Here is a 15,847-nt window from a genome sequence, read left to right as displayed (position 1 = left end):
GGCCGGAAAGGGGATCCATGTTCATACCGCTGCATGACGCGAATTCCCTGAAATACATCAAGGTGCAATATGTCACGATCGGCCTGATCGCGGTCAATGTCGCGGCCTGGCTGGTGACGGGGCTCGCCTCCACGCGGGAATTCTCCGACGCGGCGGTGGTCGGCCTCGGCTATATTCCCGCGGTGGTCTTCGATTTCGCCGACCTGCAGGCGGACCTCGTGCTGGTGCCGAAGGACGCGACCTTCATCACCTATGCCTTCCTCCATCTCGATTTCCTGCACCTCGCGTCGAACATGCTGTTTCTCTGGGTGTTCGGCGACAATGTCGAGGATGCGCTGGGCCATGTCCGCTTCCTCCTCTTCTATCTCCTGTGCGCCGCGGGCGGCGCGCTGGTGCACGGCCTCGTGCAGCCGGATTCCGAGGCGCCGCTGATCGGCGCGTCGGGCGCCGTCTCCGGCGTCGTCGCCGCCTATTTCCTGCTGCATCCGAAGGTGCGCGTCTGGGTGCTGGTGTTCTTCCGCATTCCCCTGCCGCTGCCGGCGGTCATTCCGCTCGCCTTCTGGATCGCCCAGCAGTTCTTCATGCTGGCGGTCGACCGGGACGGCGGCGTTTCCTGGGGCGCCCATGTCGGCGGCATCCTCACCGGGGCGCTCCTCGTCCTCGTCCTGCGGCGGAAGGGCGTGCCGCTGTTCGACCGGACCATCGTGACGCCGAAGGCCGTGCGGCATGCCGAGGCGCCGGCAATATCCGCCGAAGCCTCGTCCTCCGGCTCCTCCGTGCCGCCCACCCATTGGGGGCGGTGAGATGTTTCGAGGCAAATTGACGTGGACGTAAAGGTAATTTATAAGCCTCCCGTTTTCGCAGGAGGAGAGCCCGCCGTGCATTGTAATTGGGGAAAAAACGCGTATCGATGTCGCCAACCGACAATCAGGGCGTCCCTGAAAGGCGCATTTTCCCTCGCGGGCATTTGAAGGAAGGAAGCCATGAAGATCTTGGTCCCTGTCAAGCGGGTCGTAGACTACAACGTGAAGATCCGCGTCAAGGCGGACGGCTCGGGCGTCGAGCTTGCCAACGTGAAGATGTCGATGAATCCGTTCGACGAAATCTCCGTGGAAGAGGCGCTCCGGCTGAAGGAAGCCGGCAAGGCCGAGGAAGTCGTCGTCGTCTCCATCGGCCCGGCCAAGGCCGAGGAAACGCTGCGCACCGCGCTCGCCATGGGCGCCGACCGCGCCGTTCTGGTCGAGACCGACGATGCCGTCGAGCCGCTCGCCGTCGCGAAGATCCTCAAGGGCGTCGCCGAGGCTGAGCAGCCCGGCCTCGTCATCGTCGGCAAGCAGGCCATCGACGACGATTCGAACCAGACCGGCCAGATGCTGTCGGCGCTCCTCGGCTGGGCGCAGGCCACCTTCGCCTCCAAGGTCGAGATCGGCGAGGGCAAGGCTCAGGTGACGCGCGAAGTCGACGGCGGCCTCCAGACCATCGAGGTCAAGCTTCCGGCCGTCGTCACGACGGACCTGCGCCTCAACGAGCCGCGCTATGCCTCGCTGCCGAACATCATGAAGGCGAAGAAGAAGCCGCTCGACAAGAAGAGCCCGGCCGATTTCGGCGTCGATACCGCCCCGCGCCTCAAGGTGCTGAAGACCGAGGAGCCGTCGGGCCGCAAGGCCGGCGTCAAGGTCAAGTCGGTCGCCGAGCTCGTCGAAAAGCTCAAGACCGAAGCCGGCGTGCTCTAAGCAGGAAAGGGAGAACATCACATGGCCATTCTTCTTCTGGCAGACCACGACAACGCCACCCTTTCCGACCAGACCGCCAAGGCGCTGACGGCCGCCTCCAAGATCGGCTCCGACGTGCATGTGCTCGTCGCGGGCTCCGGCGCCAAGGCTGCGGCCGAACAGGCCGCCAAGCTCTCGGGCGTCACGAAGGTGCTTCTCGCCGAGGACGCAAGCCTTGCCAACAACCTCGCAGAGCCGCTGGCGGCGCTCATCGTGTCGCTCGCCGGCAACTACGACGCCATCGTCTCGGCCGCGACCTCGGTCGGCAAGAACGTTCTGCCGCGCGTCGCCGCCCTGCTCGACGTCGCGCAGGTCTCGGAGATCGTCGAGGTCGTCTCTGCCGATACGTTCAAGCGCCCGATCTATGCAGGCAACGCCATCCAGACGGTGCAGTCGACCGACGCCAGGAAGGTGATCACCGTGCGCACGGCCTCCTTCGCCGCAGCCGGCGAGGGCGGAAATGCTTCCATCGAGACCGTCGCTGCCGCCGTCAATCCGGGCCTTTCCAGCCACGTCAAGGATGCGTTGTCGTCTTCCGACCGTCCGGAGCTGACGTCCGCCAAGATCATCATCTCGGGCGGTCGTGCGCTGGGCTCCTCGGAGAAGTTCCAGGAAGTCATCCTTCCGGTTGCCGACAAGCTCGGGGCTGCCGTCGGCGCCTCGCGTGCCGCCGTCGATGCGGGCTATGCCCCGAACGACTGGCAGGTCGGCCAGACGGGCAAGGTGGTCGCCCCGCAGCTCTACATCGCCTGCGGCATTTCCGGCGCCATCCAGCACCTTGCCGGCATGAAGGACTCGAAGGTGATCGTCGCGATCAACAAGGACGAGGAAGCACCGATCTTCCAGGTCGCCGACTACGGTCTCGTCGCAGATCTCTTCGAGGCCTTGCCGGAACTCGAAAAGGCGCTCTGAGCCGCTTTCCCGCGGTCTCCGCGACGATGTTTTCACTGGAAAAATGCGTCGCGTGCCTTTATCACTTCACCGGGCCGGCTCGACCGGCCCGATATTTTTTTGCCTGCACCGCGGGCGCAGGCTGAATGACGGGGCGATGGGCGCTATGATCAAGAACATCGGTATTGTAGGTGCGGGCCAGATGGGGTGCGGTATCGCGCATGTCGCGGCCCTTGCCGGATACAAGGTCCATATCTACGACCTGTCTCCCGAGCGCGTCGAGACCGGCCTTGCCACGATCAACGGCAACCTTGCCCGCCAGGTCTCCTCCGGCAAGATGAGCGACGAGGACCGCAAGAAGGCGCTCGCGCTGATCAAGGGCTCGTCCGACATCAACGACCTCTCCGACGCCGACCTCGTCATCGAGGCCGCCACCGAGGACGAGACCGTCAAGCGCAAGATCTACGGCCAGGTCTGTTCCGTGCTGAAGCCGGAAGCGATCCTCGCCACCAACACCTCCTCGCTCTCCATCACGCGCCTTGCCTCGGCCACCGACCGGCCGGAGCGCTTCATGGGCATCCACTTCATGAACCCGGTTCCGGTGATGAAGCTGGTCGAGCTGGTGCGCGGCATCGCCACCGAGGAAGGGACCTTCGCGGCCGCCAAGGAATTCGTCGCCAAGCTCGACAAGACGGTGACCGTTGCCGAGGATTTCCCGGCCTTCATCGTCAACCGCATTCTGCTGCCGATGATCAACGAGGCGATCTACACGCTCTACGAAGGCGTCGGCTCGGTGGAAGCCATCGACACGGCCATGAAGCTCGGCGCGAACCATCCGATGGGCCCGCTGCAGCTTGCCGATTTCATCGGCCTCGATACCTGCCTGTCGATCATGCAGGTGCTGCATGACGGGCTTGCCGATTCCAAGTACCGCCCGTGCCCGCTGCTGGTGAAATATGTCGAGGCCGGCTGGCTCGGCCGCAAGTCCGGCCGCGGCTTCTACGACTACCGCGGCGAGATTCCGGTTCCCACCCGCTGAGCGGCGGGAGATTCCCCAACCGCTTCCTTTCGCGGAAAAATGTTTCGCCTGCCGGAAGTGTCGCGGCAGGCCATGCCTCGGATAGCCCCTGACCGGCCGCTATTGTCTGCCCCGACTTCTCTCGCATTGGGGCTTTTCATGAAACGTATTCTCCTTCTCGGCGCGGCTCTTGCCGGTCTCGCCGCTCCGCTCACCGCGCATGCCGCCGACAAGCTGCTGAACGCCTCCTACGACGTGGCGCGCGAGCTTTTCGCCGCCGAGAACGAGGCCTTCGTGAAGGAGTATCCGGGCGTCACGATCGACCAGTCGCACGCCGGCACGTCCAAGCAGGCCCGCGCCATCGTCGAGGGCCTCGAGGCCGACGTCGTCACCTTCAACCAGGTGACGGACATCGATTTCCTCGTGAAGAACGGCTTCGTGGCTGAGGACTGGCAGAAGAAGTTCCCGAACAACGCCTCGCCCTTCTATTCCTTCCCGTCCTTCCTCGTGCGCGCCGGCAACCCGAAGCACATCAAGGACTGGTCCGACCTTGCCCGTGACGACGTGAAGGTCATCTTCCCGAACCCGAAGACATCGGGCAACGCGCGCTACACCTACCTTGCCGCGACCGCCTACGCCAAGGAAGCCTTCAACAACGACCCGGCCAAGGTCGAGGCCTTCGTCACGAAGATCTTCGACAACGTCCCGGTCTTCGACACGGGCGGCCGCGCAGCCACGACCACCTTCGTCGAGCGCGAGATCGGCGACGTGATCATCACCTTCGAGGCCGAGACGCGGTCGATCGCCAAGCAGTACGGCGAGGACAAGTTCGAGGGCGTCACGCCGTCCGTCTCGCTGCTCGCCGAGTTCCCGGTCGCCGTCGTCGACAAGGTGGCCGACGCCCATGGCAGCCGCGACCTTGCGAAAACCTATCTCGACTTCCTCTATTCGCCGGAAGGCCAGAAGGTCGCCGCCGAATTCGGCCACCGCGTCCATGACGAGAAGATCGCCGCCGAGTTCAAGGACCAGTTCCCGGCTATCCGCCTCGTCAATGTCGACGACGTGTTCGGCGGCTGGGACAAGGTTTCCAAGGAACACTTCGCCGAAGGCGGCACCCTCGACAAGATCTACGGCAGCCGCTGATTTCGTCGACGTCAACGTTTCCGGCAACCGGCGGGCGCGAAGCCTGCCGGTTGCCGGCATGAAAGGAAGCCTTCCTTGAGACGGCGTGTACTGCCCGGATTGCCGCTCGCGCTCGGCATAACCCTCGTCTATGTCGGCATCATCGTGGTGCTGCCGCTGGCCGCGCTCGTCTTCAAGGCGGCGAGCCTCGGGCCGGAAGACTACTGGCGCATTGTCTCGTCCGACCGGGCGCTCGCCAGCTACCGCGTGACGCTGCTCTGTGCGCTGGCCGCCACGGCGTTCAACCTCGTCTTCGGCCTGTCGCTCGCCTGGGTGCTGGTGCGCTACCGCTTTCCCGGCCGCCGCCTCGTCGATGCGCTGGTGGACCTGCCCTTCGCCCTGCCCACGGCGGTCGCCGGCATCGCGCTGACGACGCTCTTCGCCACCAACGGCTGGTTCGGCGGGCCGCTCTCGCATCTCGGCATCAAGGTCGCCTATACGCCGCTCGGCATCATCGTCGCCATGAGCTTCACCAGCATTCCCTTCATCGTGCGCACGGTGCAGCCGGTGCTGGAAGAGCTGGATCCGGCGCTGGAGGAGGCGGGGCAGACGCTCGGCGCCAGCGACCTTTCCATCTTCGCCTCCGTCATGCTGCCGCTGCTCGCCCCGGCGCTGCTTGCCGGCGTGTCGCTCTCCTTCGCGCGCAGCCTCGGCGAGTTCGGCGCCATCATCTTCATCGCCGGCAACCAGCCGTTCTCGACCGAGATCACGGCGCTGCTCGCCTTCATCCGGCTTGAGGAATACGACTACCCGGCCTCCGCCGCCATCGCCTCCGTCATGCTGCTGACGGCCTTCGTCATGCTGGCGCTCACCAATCTCATGCAGGCGCGTGCCCTGCGCTATACCGTGAAGGGCTGACCATGGCGGATCATGGAAAGGGCAGGCCCCCGCGCGTCGGCGACAACAAGGTCTTCCGCCGTATCCTCCTGACGGTCGTGCTGCTGCTCGTCGCGCTGATGATCGTCGCGCCGCTCGTCGTCATCGCCGTCGAGGCCTTTTCGCGCGGGATCGGTTATTTCGCCAAGTCGATCGCCGATCCCGACACGCGCCATGCCATCCTGCTGACGGTCGTCACCGCGCTCATCGCCGTGCCGTTCAACACGGCCTTCGGCGTTGCCGCCGCCTGGGCGATCACCAAGCACGATTTCCCCGGCAAGCGGCTGCTGACGGTCGTAATCGAGATTCCCTTCTCGGTCTCGCCGATCGTCGCGGGCGTGTCCTATCTCTTCGTCTACGGCCTGCAGGGGCTCTTCGGCCATGCCCTGCAGGCGGCGGATATCAAGATCCTCTTCGCGCTGCCCGGCATCGTGCTCGCCAGCATGTTCGTGACGGGCCCCTTCGTCGCGCGCGAGCTGATCCCGCTGATGCAGGCGCAGGGCCGCGACCTCGAAGAGGCGGCGACCTCGCTCGGGGCGAGCGGCTGGCGCACCTTCTTCTCCGTCACCCTGCCGAACATCAAATGGGCGCTGCTCTACGGCGTCGTGCTGTGCAATTCGCGCGTGATGGGCGAGTTCGGCGCCGTCTCGGTGGTCTCGGGCAACATCCGCGGCCAGACCAACACGCTGCCGCTGCATATCGAGCTTCTCTACCACGACTACAACGCGGCCGGCGCCTTCGCCGCCGCATCCATTCTGGCCTGCCTTGCCATCGTCACGCTCGTCGCCAAGGTGGCGCTCGAGCGGCGGGGAGCGGGCCGCGTCCAGCGCCCGTCCGCGCTTGCAGGCGCCGACAGCATCACTCCGGAGGTCAAGCCGTGAAGATCCGCCTCGAAAACGTGGTCAAGGAGTTCCAGACCTTCCGTGCCGTGCACGGCGTCTCGCTCGATATCGAAAGCGGCGAGCTCGTCGCGCTGCTCGGCCCTTCCGGTTCCGGCAAGACGACGATCCTGCGCATGGTCGCCGGCCTCGAATATGCCGACGGCGGCGCGATCTATTTCGGCGAGGAGAACGCCACGGACATCCCCGTGCGCGAGCGCGGCGTCGGCTTCGTCTTCCAGCACTATGCGCTCTTCCCGCATATGACGGTGGGCGAGAACATCGCCTTCGGCATGAAGGTCTCCAAGGTGAAGCGCACGTCGGCGGAGATCGCCGCGCGCGTGACGGAGCTGCTCGACCTCGTGCAGCTCGGCGGGCTCAAGGACCGCTTCCCCGGCCAAATCTCCGGCGGCCAGCGCCAACGCGTGGCGCTCGCCCGGGCGCTTGCCGTCGATCCGCGCGTGCTGCTGCTCGACGAGCCCTTCGGCGCGCTCGACGCCAATGTGCGGCGGGACCTCCGCCGCTGGCTGCGCAAGATCCACGACGAGCTCGGCATCACCACGCTCTTCGTCACGCACGACCAGGAAGAGGCGCTCGACCTTGCAGACCGCGTCGTCATCCTCAACAAGGGCAAGATCGTGCAGGAAGGCACGCCCGAGGCCGTCTGCCGCAACCCGGCCGATGCCTTCGTGATGAACTTCTTGGGCGATGCCAACCGGCTCGATGCCGATATCCGCGGCGGCAAGGCCTATGTCGACGACATCGCGTTCGAGGCGGACGGCGTTGCCGACGGCAGCGGGCAGATCCTCTTCCGCCCGGCGGACGTCACCTGGCGCGAGGACGGGCAGGGCATTTCGGCGAAGATCGTCCGTGTCATCGACCGGCCGGATTCGCGCCGCGTGCTGGCGATGACGGGAAGCGGGCAGGCCGTCGAATTCGATACCGCGCCGGAATTCCCGCACCGCAAGGGCGAGGCCGGCTTCATCGATATCCGCCGGCCGCGCGTCTACGCGAGCGCGTGACGTCAGCTCTTCGGCGGCGCCAGCGCGGCGTTGATCAGGGCTTTGGCGTCCTCGCTGTCCCAGGCGGCGGGGCCGTTCATGGCCGAGATCAGGCAGCCCTTCTCGTCCATCAGCAGCGTGACGGGCAGGCCGAAGGCAAGGCCTTCCTTCTTCAGCGTGTTGAAGACGCCCATCGAGGCATCGCGATAGTAGCCGAGGTCGTGCACGTTCGTCTCGTCGAGGAAGGCCTTCGGCTTCTCGTCGCCGCCGGTGTCGATGTTGATCGCCACGACCTCGAATTTCTCCGAGCCGAGGTCCTTCTCCAGTGCGTTGAGCGCCGGCATCTCCTCGCGGCAGGGCACGCACCAGCTTGCCCAGAGATTGACGAGCAGGGTCTTGCCGGAAAAGTCGGCGATGGTCTTCTTCCTGCCGTCCGGGCCGTCGAGGACGAGGGCGGGCAACGTCCGGTGCTCGTCCACCGTGCGCATGGCGGCGACCTGTCCCTTGGTGAAGGGCGTGATCGCGGCGGCCTTTCCGGCGGCGAGCGGGCAGGCGCCGGCAGCGTCCGCCGTGAGCCCGCCATTGCCAGACAGGCTTTCCTTCACGTATATCGCAGCACCACCGGCAAGAAGGCCGGCAAGGCCGGCGATGGCGATGAGCTTTCCTGCCGGCAGGCCGAGTTTCTTCTTCACTGACATTTCATTCTCCAGGACACTTTCCAGGCGGGCACCCATGGCAGACGGCACTTCCGAGACGAAATCCTCGAACCAGATGTGGGGCGGCCGTTTCGCCTCGGGGCCGGATGCGATCATGGAGGAGATAAATGCCTCCATCGGCTTCGACAAGAAGCTTTACGCCCAGGACATCCGCGGCTCAAAGGCGCATGCCGAAATGCTCGCCCATCAGGGCATCATTTCGGCGGACGATAAGGAAAAGATCGTTCACGGTCTCGACACGATCCTGTCAGAGATCGAAAGCGGCAATTTCGAGTTCTCGCGCAAGCTGGAAGACATCCACATGAATGTCGAGGCGCGGCTGGCGACGCTGATCGGCCCCGCCGCCGGGCGTTTGCACACCGCGCGCTCGCGCAACGACCAGGTGGCGCTCGATTTCCGCCTCTGGGTCAAGGAAGAATTGCAGCGGACCGAGAAGGCGCTGACGGGCCTCATCGCCGCCTTCCTCGACCGCGCGGAAGAACATGCCGAAACGGTCATGCCGGGCTTCACCCATCTCCAGACGGCCCAGCCGGTGACCTTCGGCCACCATTGCATGGCCTATGTGGAAATGTTCGGCCGGGACCGCCAGCGCGTGCGCCACGCCATCGAGCATCTCGACGAGAGCCCGATCGGCGCGGCAGCGCTCGCCGGCACGGGATACGATATCGACCGCCACATGACCGCGAAGGCCCTCGGCTTCCGCGAGCCGACGCGCAACTCCATCGACACGGTCTCGGACCGCGACTTCGCGCTGGAGTTCCTGTCCATCGCCGCCATCGCCTCGGTCCATCTCTCGCGTCTTGCGGAAGAAATCGTCATCTGGTCGACACCGCAGTTCGGCTTCATCCGCCTGTCGGACGCCTTCTCCACCGGCTCCTCCATCATGCCGCAGAAGAAGAATCCGGACGCGGCCGAGCTGGTGCGCGCCAAGACGGGCCGCATCAACGGTTCGCTGATCGCGCTCCTCACCGTCATGAAGGGCCTGCCGCTCGCCTATTCCAAGGACATGCAGGAAGACAAGGAACAGGTCTTCGACGCCGCCGAGAGCCTTGAACTGGCGATTGCCGCGATGACCGGCATGGTGCGCGACATGACGATCCGCGCGGACCGGATGAAGGCGGCCGCGGGCTCCGGCTATTCCACCGCGACGGACCTTGCCGACTGGCTGGTGCGCGAGGCGGGCCTTCCCTTCCGCGATGCGCACCACGTCACCGGCCGCGCCGTGGCGCTTGCCGAAGGCAAGGGCTGCGACCTTGCCGAACTCTCGCTGGAGGACCTTCAGGCGATCCATGCGGCCATCACCGCCGACGTTTACAACGTGCTGACGGTCGAGGCCTCGGTCGCCAGCCGCAAGAGCTACGGCGGCACGGCGCCGTCGGAGGTCAGGAAGCAGATCGCCTGGTGGCGGCAGCGGAACTGATCAAGGTGCTTGCAGGACTCATCAGCAGAATAAGGGTGCACAAGGGCGGGTGAATTCGCTAAGGATGATGCCCATCCCGGCAATGGCAGGAAACGCTTCATGACACGCATCGACATCGGCAAGCTTGCGCTCGTGCTCGGCCTTTCAGCGGCGGTTCTGACGGCTTGCGGCCGCAAGGGCGATCTCGACGTGCCGGGCGGCCCGCAGCCGATCGTCAAGACCGTTGACGGCAAGGAAGTCCGCCAGCCGGAAGACAGGCCCTTCATCCTCGATCCCCTTCTCTGACGGATAGATCCCCGTGAATCATTTCGAGCATCGTGACGGCGTCCTCTATGCGGAGGACGTGCCCGTTCCGGAGATCGCCAAGGCGGTCGGCACCCCCTTCTACGTCTATTCGACGGCGACGCTGGAGCGGCACTACAAGGTGTTCTCCAAAGCCTTCGAGGGCGTGGATGCGCTGGTCTGCTACGCCATGAAGGCCAATTCCAACCAGGCGGTGCTGAAGACGCTCGCCCGGCTCGGCGCCGGCATCGACGTGGTCTCCGAAGGCGAGCTTCGCCGGGCGCTCGCCGCCGGCGTTCCCGCCTCGCGCATCATGTTCTCGGGCGTCGGCAAGACGCCGCGCGAGATGGACCTTGCGCTCGAAGCCGGCATCTACTGCTTCAACGTCGAATCCGAGCCGGAGCTCGAGGTGCTGAACGCCCGCGCCGTTGCGGCCGGCAAGGTGGCGCATGTCTCCTTCCGCATCAATCCGGATGTCGACGCGCGCACCCATGCGAAGATCTCGACGGGCAAGAAGGAAAACAAGTTCGGCATCTCCTGGGAGCGCGCCCGGGCTGTCTATGCCCGCGCGGCGAGCCTTCCGGGCATCGAGGTGACCGGCATCGACATGCATATCGGCAGCCAGATCACCGAGCTGCAGCCCTTCGACGATGCCTTCCGGCTGCTGCGCGAGCTCGTCGAGACGCTGCGCGCCGACGGCCACACCATCGACCATGTCGATGTCGGTGGCGGCCTCGGCATTCCCTACAAGACCGACAACGCCCCGCCGCCGCTGCCGGATGCCTATGCCGAAATCGTCAAGAAGCAGCTCGAAGGGCTGAACTGCAAGATCGTCACGGAGCCCGGCCGCCTCATCGTCGGCAATGCCGGCATCCTCGTCACCGAGGTCGTCTATGTGAAGGACGGCGGCGAGAAGACCTTCGTCATCGTCGATGCGGCGATGAACGACCTCATCCGCCCGACGCTCTACGAGGCCTGGCACGAGATCCAGCCCGTCGTCATCTCGGCCGCCAACGCGCCGCGCATCCGCGCCGACGTCGTCGGCCCGGTCTGCGAGACGGGCGATTATCTCGCGCTCGACCGCGAGATGGCGCAGCCGAAGCCCGGCGATCTCATCGCCGTCGGTTCGGCCGGCGCCTATGGCGCCGTGCAGGCGGGCACCTACAACAGCCGCCTGCTCATCCCGGAAGTGCTGGTCAACGGCGCGGAGTTCCACGTCATCCGCCCGCGCCTTTCCTACGACGACCTGATCGGTCTCGATTCGCTGCCGGACTGGCTCGCCTGACGGCGGGCCGCGCTCACGTTTTTGCGGCCGCCCTCGTCTTCGCCACAAAGCATGGTATCCTCAGGCCGTGACAACGAGCAGCAGAGAACGGCGCACGATGGCGATTGAAACGGACGGGCAGCGCGGGACGGATGCGGCCGGCAGGACGCTGGCGCGCCGGCTCGCCGGCAAGCGCCTCGCCGCCCGGACGATCCTCTTCCTCGAAGCGCTGATGCCGCGGCTGCTGCCGATCCTGCTTCTCGTCGCCGGCTTCCTGGCGCTCACCTGGTTCGGCTATTTCCGCCATGTGCCGGCCTGGCTGCACGGCGCGACGCTTCTTGCCTTCGCCGTCGGCCTCGTCGCGCTGCTGTTGCGCCTGCGCGGTCTCGGCTGGCCCTCCGGCGAGGCGGCCGACCGCATGCTGGAGGCGCGCAATGCGCTCGCCCATCAGGCGATCCGCGTGCAGGACGACCGGCCCGCGGGCGGCGACGCCTTCGCCGAAGCGCTCTGGCGCGAGCACCAGTCCCGCATGGCGCGGATGATCGGGGCGCTGCGCACGGGAGCGCCGTCGCCGGATATCGCGCGCCACGACCGCCATGCGCTGCGCGCCGTGCCCGTGCTGCTCCTCGCCGTCGCCTTTGCCTTCTCCTATTCCAACCGCGGCGGCCTTCTTTATGACGTCGTTTCCTTCCGCGTGCCGGCCGAGGCGGCGCCGGACGTGCGGATCGACGCCTGGGTGACGCCGCCGGCGCATACGGCGCGCGCGCCCATCTTCCTGACGGGCAACGCGGACGGCGAGACGGAAAAGGGCGAGATCCGCATCCCGCAGTTCAGCGAGCTTACCGTGCGCGTCACGGGCGACAGCAGCGGCGAGGACATGCGCTACGAGGCTGCGGGCGAGGCAAGCGCCACCGTGTTGCGCCCCGAGGCGGAAAAGCCGAAGGATGGCGCGGCGGCAAGCCCCGCCCGCATCCTGCACTACAAGATCGTCAAGGACGGCCGGCTGACGGTCGGCGGCCGTCAATGGGCCTTCGCGGTCATTCCGGACCGGGTGCCGGAAATCGCCTTCGACGGCATTCCACGCCGGACCGTGGCGGCGGCGCTTGAGATCAGCTTCATCGCCAGGGACGATTACGGGCTGCAGGAGGCCCATGCCGAGATCGTGCCGGTCGACGAGCCGAAGGACGCACGCCCGCTCTATCCGCTGCCGGAATACCGGCTCGACCTGCCGCGCCGCGCGGCGCGCGAGGCCAAGGGCACGACGAGCCGCAACCTGTCCGACCACCCGCTCTCCGGCAAGCGCGTGAAGATTACGCTCGTCGCGAAGGACGCCGCCGGGCAAGAAGGGCGCAGCCAGCCGGTGGAGATGATCCTGCCGGCCAAGGTCTTCTTCGAGCCGCTGGCCGGCGCCGTCGCGGAGGAGCGGCAGGTCTTCGCGCTCGACGCCAGGGAATTGCCGCGCGCCATCGCGCTCAACGAGGCGCTGACGATCCGGCCGGAGGAGACGATCCCCAACGTCACGCACTACCTCCTGCTGCAATCGGCTGCCGCACGCATGAAGCTCGCCCGCACGGACGACCAGATGCGCGATGCGGCGGATTATCTCTGGGAGATCGCGCTCGGCATCGAGGACGGCAACCTGTCGCTCGCCGATCGGCGCCTTCGCGAAGCGCAGAAGGCGCTTTCCGAGGCGCTGGAGCGCAATGCCTCCGATCAGGAGATCGCCAAGCTCACCAAGGAGCTGCGCGAGGCGATGCAGGCCTATATGGAGGAGCTTTCCAGGCAGGCAGCCAAGAACGGTGAAGGGCAGCAGAACGCCCAGCAGCAGGGCCGCGTCCTGCGCCAGCAGGATCTGCAGCGCATGATGGACCAGATCGAGAACCTGGCGCGCTCCGGCGCGCGTGACCAGGCCCAGCAGATGCTCTCCGAATTGCAGCGCATGATGAACAACCTGCAGGCCGGACGGCCGCAGCAGGGCCGGCAGAACGACGCCATGCGCCAGCAGATGGACAAGCTCGGCGCGCTCATGCAGAAGCAGCAGCAGCTCATGGAGCAGACGTTCCAGTTCGATCAGGCGCTGCGCGACCGGCAGATGAACGGCGACCCGATGGAGGGCGATAGCGGCGAACAGCAGCCGGGGGACGACGGCACCGGCCGCCAGCCCACGGACCGGATGACCGCCGACCAGCTTCGCGAGGCGCTGAAGGGCCTCCAGCAGCAGCAGGACGATCTCGGCAAAGAGCTCGGCGAGTTGCAGGGCGCGCTGAAGGGCATGGGGCTGAAGCCGGGCGAGGGTTTCGGCGAGGCCGGCCGCGAGATGAAGGGCGCCTCGCAGGCGCTCGGCGAAGGACAGGGCGAGCCCGCCGTCGGCAGCCAGGGCCGCGCGCTGGAAGCGCTGCGCAAGGGTGCGCAGAACATGATGAACCAGATGCAGGCCATGGGGCAGGGCCAGGGCATGCCGCAGGCCGGCCGCAACGGCCGCGACCCGCTCGGCCGCGAGCGCAACGCCAACGGGGAAGGCCCCGATTTCGGCGGCACGACGAAGGTTCCGGAAGAGATCGATATCCAGCGTGCGCGGGAAATTCTGGAAGTGATCCGCCGCCGGCTCGGCACGGGCGGCGCGCCGGCCTTCGAGCGGGACTATCTGGAGCGGCTTCTCGGAATCCGTTGAGCCTCAGGCGGCCAGCGCCATTGCGACGGCGCGGCGGATATCGGGCAGGCTGAACGGCTTGCTGACGACGTCGACGATCTTGGCGGAAAGGTCGTCGGCGCGCTCGCGCTGGTCGGCATAGCCGGTCATCAGCAGGATTTTCAGGGCGGGATGGGCCGCGGAGGCCTTGTGGGCGAGCTCGATGCCGTCCATCACCGGCATGCGGATATCGGAAAGCAGGAGATCGAAGCTGCCCTCTTCGAGCGCATCGAGCCCGGCCGCGCCGTCCGGCGCTTCCACGGTCTCGTGCCCGTCCATGCGCAGGGCGCGCGCCACGAAGGTGCGCAGCGAATCTTCATCCTCGGTGATCAGGATCCTGGCCATCAATCCCCCTTCGGGCCCATCCATCAGGCCCCGGTCGGACCTGAAAAGACCAGACTTTCCTTGTCGATCCGTAAACGGCGGGCGGCGGATCTTGTAACGGGCTACTCGGCGTCGCCCGTCACCACGCCCACGAACGGCAGTTCGCGGAAGGCATAGGCGACGTCCATGCCGTAGCCGACGACGAAGTGGTCGGGGCATTCGAAGCCGACATAATCGGCCTCGAGGTCCGTCCTGCGCTTCTCGCGCTTGTCGAGCAGCACGGCGATGGTAACGTTGCGCGCGCCGCGCTCGTACATCAGCTCCTTGGCGTAGCTGAGCGTGCGGCCGGATTCGAGGATGTCGTCGATGAGGAGGATGTCGCGGCCGTGGACGTCGCTGTCGATGTCCTTGATGACCTTGACGCCCTGCGACACGGTGCCGGCACCGTAGCTCGACAGGGTGATGAACTCGACTTCCGGCGCAAGGCCCGCCGCGTGGAGCGCGCGGGTGAGGTCGGCGGCGAAGATGAACGAGCCCTTGAGGACGGCGATGACGAGGAGGTCCTTGGTCGGGCCGGCGGCGATCTGAGCGGCCATCTCCTCGTTGCGCCTGGCGATCTGCGCGGCGTCGTAGAGCGTCTCGATCTTCTTTCCGCGGACAATGTGCATCGCGATGCGGCTCCCTCAGTCGATGTAAAGCAGCCGATTAGCACAGTCAGATGGCCGGCGCATCCTCGCCCGCGAAGGAAACCGAGACTTTCGGCACTTTTCCGCCGCCATGGGGGATGTGGAGCGCGAAGGCCTGGCTGCCGCCCGCCGCGACCGTATCCGCCTTCAGCGCAAGGCGGCGCTGGACGATGCCCGCTGCGTCCTCCACCCGGATTTCGAGCGGCGGGAGGCTGCGTGCGTCGCTGCCGGTATTGTCGACGCGGCCGTAGACGGAGAGCACCTTCATGCCGTTGCGGTCGTCGAGGCTCGCCGAGACGCCGGCGATGCGGAGCGTTTCGCCGGGGCCCGTCGCCGCCGCCTTCAGCGCCGAAAGGCCGCCGGCATAAGCGAAGACGAAGAGGAAGGCGCCGGCGGTGAGGCCGGCGAAGGCGCGGCCGGGAAGGCGCTGGAGGCCGGCTTCGCAGAGCCGCGCGCCGGCGGCGAGAAGCCGGAAGGCGAGGTGCTGCGAAAGCGGCCGGGCTTTTGCCGGGCGGGCCTTGCGATGGTTGTCGTTGGAGGTGCGCGGGGCGCCGCCCCGGATCACCACGAACTCGGCATCGACCGTTTCGAGCCGCGCGGGAAAGTGCTGGCCGTGCCGGCGGGCGGGCGCCTTCGGCTCCGGCGGCAGAAGGTCGATCCGGCCTTTCGCCTGCTGTCTCGCTCTGAAGGCGTTCATCGCCACCTCCCTTGCCGGCCTCGCAAAATCACCTGCGAAAAGTCGGGCATTGAATGAAATCCTTACGAAACGTAAACCATACTGGTTAATGCTTCGGAAACCCGACCGTGAAAGAGCCGTTTTCCCATGCGACGCCGGCCGGGATACTGCC

General features: G+C 66.3%; 16 protein-coding genes. 12 read left to right on the top strand and 4 right to left on the bottom strand.

The window, feature by feature from the left end:
• The first annotated feature begins 17 nt into the window (after positions 1-17).
• The 8 genes from ACZ5TO_RS15520 (at position 18) to ACZ5TO_RS15485 (ending at position 7,639) form a co-directional block, all read left to right on the top strand.
• The gene (locus tag ACZ5TO_RS15520; protein WP_464798738.1) at positions 18-803 is read left to right on the top strand and encodes a rhomboid family intramembrane serine protease; all 786 of its coding nucleotides are present in this window, start codon (positions 18-20) and stop codon (positions 801-803) included.
• Positions 804-983: 180 nt separating this feature from the next.
• Positions 984-1,733, top strand: coding sequence for an electron transfer flavoprotein subunit beta/FixA family protein (locus ACZ5TO_RS15515; RefSeq protein ID WP_464798737.1), 750 nt, complete (start codon positions 984-986; stop codon positions 1,731-1,733).
• Positions 1,734-1,754: 21 nt separating this feature from the next.
• Positions 1,755-2,684, top strand: coding sequence for an electron transfer flavoprotein subunit alpha/FixB family protein (locus ACZ5TO_RS15510; RefSeq protein ID WP_464798736.1), 930 nt, complete (start codon positions 1,755-1,757; stop codon positions 2,682-2,684).
• A 136-nt stretch (positions 2,685-2,820) separates the two neighbouring features.
• A complete protein-coding gene (locus tag ACZ5TO_RS15505) occupies positions 2,821-3,702 on the top strand; it encodes a 3-hydroxybutyryl-CoA dehydrogenase (RefSeq protein WP_184145853.1) in 882 nt (293 codons plus the stop codon).
• Between the two features lie 138 nt (positions 3,703-3,840).
• Positions 3,841-4,824, top strand: a complete 984-nt coding sequence (locus ACZ5TO_RS15500) for a sulfate ABC transporter substrate-binding protein (RefSeq protein WP_464798735.1) — start codon at positions 3,841-3,843, stop codon at positions 4,822-4,824.
• A gap of 75 nt (positions 4,825-4,899) precedes the next feature.
• Entirely contained in the window at positions 4,900-5,721 is an 822-nt protein-coding gene (cysT, locus tag ACZ5TO_RS15495) for a sulfate ABC transporter permease subunit CysT (protein WP_184145851.1), read from the top strand.
• A gap of 2 nt (positions 5,722-5,723) precedes the next feature.
• Entirely contained in the window at positions 5,724-6,620 is an 897-nt protein-coding gene (gene cysW, locus ACZ5TO_RS15490) for a sulfate ABC transporter permease subunit CysW (protein WP_464798734.1), read from the top strand.
• The gene (locus ACZ5TO_RS15485; RefSeq protein ID WP_464798733.1) at positions 6,617-7,639 is read left to right on the top strand and encodes a sulfate/molybdate ABC transporter ATP-binding protein; all 1,023 of its coding nucleotides are present in this window, start codon (positions 6,617-6,619) and stop codon (positions 7,637-7,639) included. Before cysW ends, ACZ5TO_RS15485 begins: the two co-directional genes overlap by 4 nt.
• A gap of 2 nt (positions 7,640-7,641) precedes the next feature.
• Here ACZ5TO_RS15485 and tlpA read toward each other — a convergent pair whose 3' ends face one another.
• Positions 7,642-8,316 (bottom strand): thiol:disulfide interchange protein TlpA, encoded by a 675-nt coding sequence (tlpA, locus tag ACZ5TO_RS15480; RefSeq protein WP_464798732.1) that lies wholly within the window; start codon positions 8,314-8,316, stop codon positions 7,642-7,644.
• Positions 8,317-8,350: 34 nt separating this feature from the next.
• Between tlpA and argH the strand changes: the two genes are divergently transcribed.
• The 4 genes from argH (at position 8,351) to ACZ5TO_RS15460 (ending at position 13,971) form a co-directional block, all read left to right on the top strand.
• The gene (gene argH, locus ACZ5TO_RS15475; protein WP_184145847.1) at positions 8,351-9,754 is read left to right on the top strand and encodes an argininosuccinate lyase; all 1,404 of its coding nucleotides are present in this window, start codon (positions 8,351-8,353) and stop codon (positions 9,752-9,754) included.
• Positions 9,755-9,853: 99 nt separating this feature from the next.
• The gene (gene lptM / locus ACZ5TO_RS15470; RefSeq protein WP_184145846.1) at positions 9,854-10,039 is read left to right on the top strand and encodes an LPS translocon maturation chaperone LptM; all 186 of its coding nucleotides are present in this window, start codon (positions 9,854-9,856) and stop codon (positions 10,037-10,039) included.
• Positions 10,040-10,052: 13 nt separating this feature from the next.
• Positions 10,053-11,321: a diaminopimelate decarboxylase gene (lysA, locus tag ACZ5TO_RS15465; RefSeq protein WP_184145845.1), complete on the top strand. Its 1,269-nt coding sequence runs from the start codon at positions 10,053-10,055 to the stop codon at positions 11,319-11,321.
• A 97-nt stretch (positions 11,322-11,418) separates the two neighbouring features.
• A complete protein-coding gene (locus ACZ5TO_RS15460; RefSeq protein WP_464798731.1) occupies positions 11,419-13,971 on the top strand; it encodes a TIGR02302 family protein in 2,553 nt (850 codons plus the stop codon).
• Positions 13,972-13,974: 3 nt separating this feature from the next.
• Here the strand turns inward: ACZ5TO_RS15460 and ACZ5TO_RS15455 are convergent, their stop codons facing one another.
• From ACZ5TO_RS15455 to ACZ5TO_RS15445, 3 genes are all read right to left on the bottom strand, one after another.
• Positions 13,975-14,334 (bottom strand): response regulator, encoded by a 360-nt coding sequence (locus ACZ5TO_RS15455; protein WP_184145843.1) that lies wholly within the window; start codon positions 14,332-14,334, stop codon positions 13,975-13,977.
• A gap of 101 nt (positions 14,335-14,435) precedes the next feature.
• Positions 14,436-14,981: a hypoxanthine phosphoribosyltransferase gene (gene hpt / locus ACZ5TO_RS15450; RefSeq protein ID WP_184145842.1), complete on the bottom strand. Its 546-nt coding sequence runs from the start codon at positions 14,979-14,981 to the stop codon at positions 14,436-14,438.
• Positions 14,982-15,027: 46 nt separating this feature from the next.
• On the bottom strand, positions 15,028-15,696 hold the full coding sequence (locus ACZ5TO_RS15445) for a hypothetical protein (protein WP_464798730.1): 669 nt from the start codon (positions 15,694-15,696) through the stop codon (positions 15,028-15,030).
• Positions 15,697-15,847 lie beyond the last annotated feature (151 nt).

It is taken from the genome of Shinella sp. Sh6 (assembly GCF_055392685.1).
This window is presented reverse-complemented; position numbering and strand designations above follow the sequence as displayed.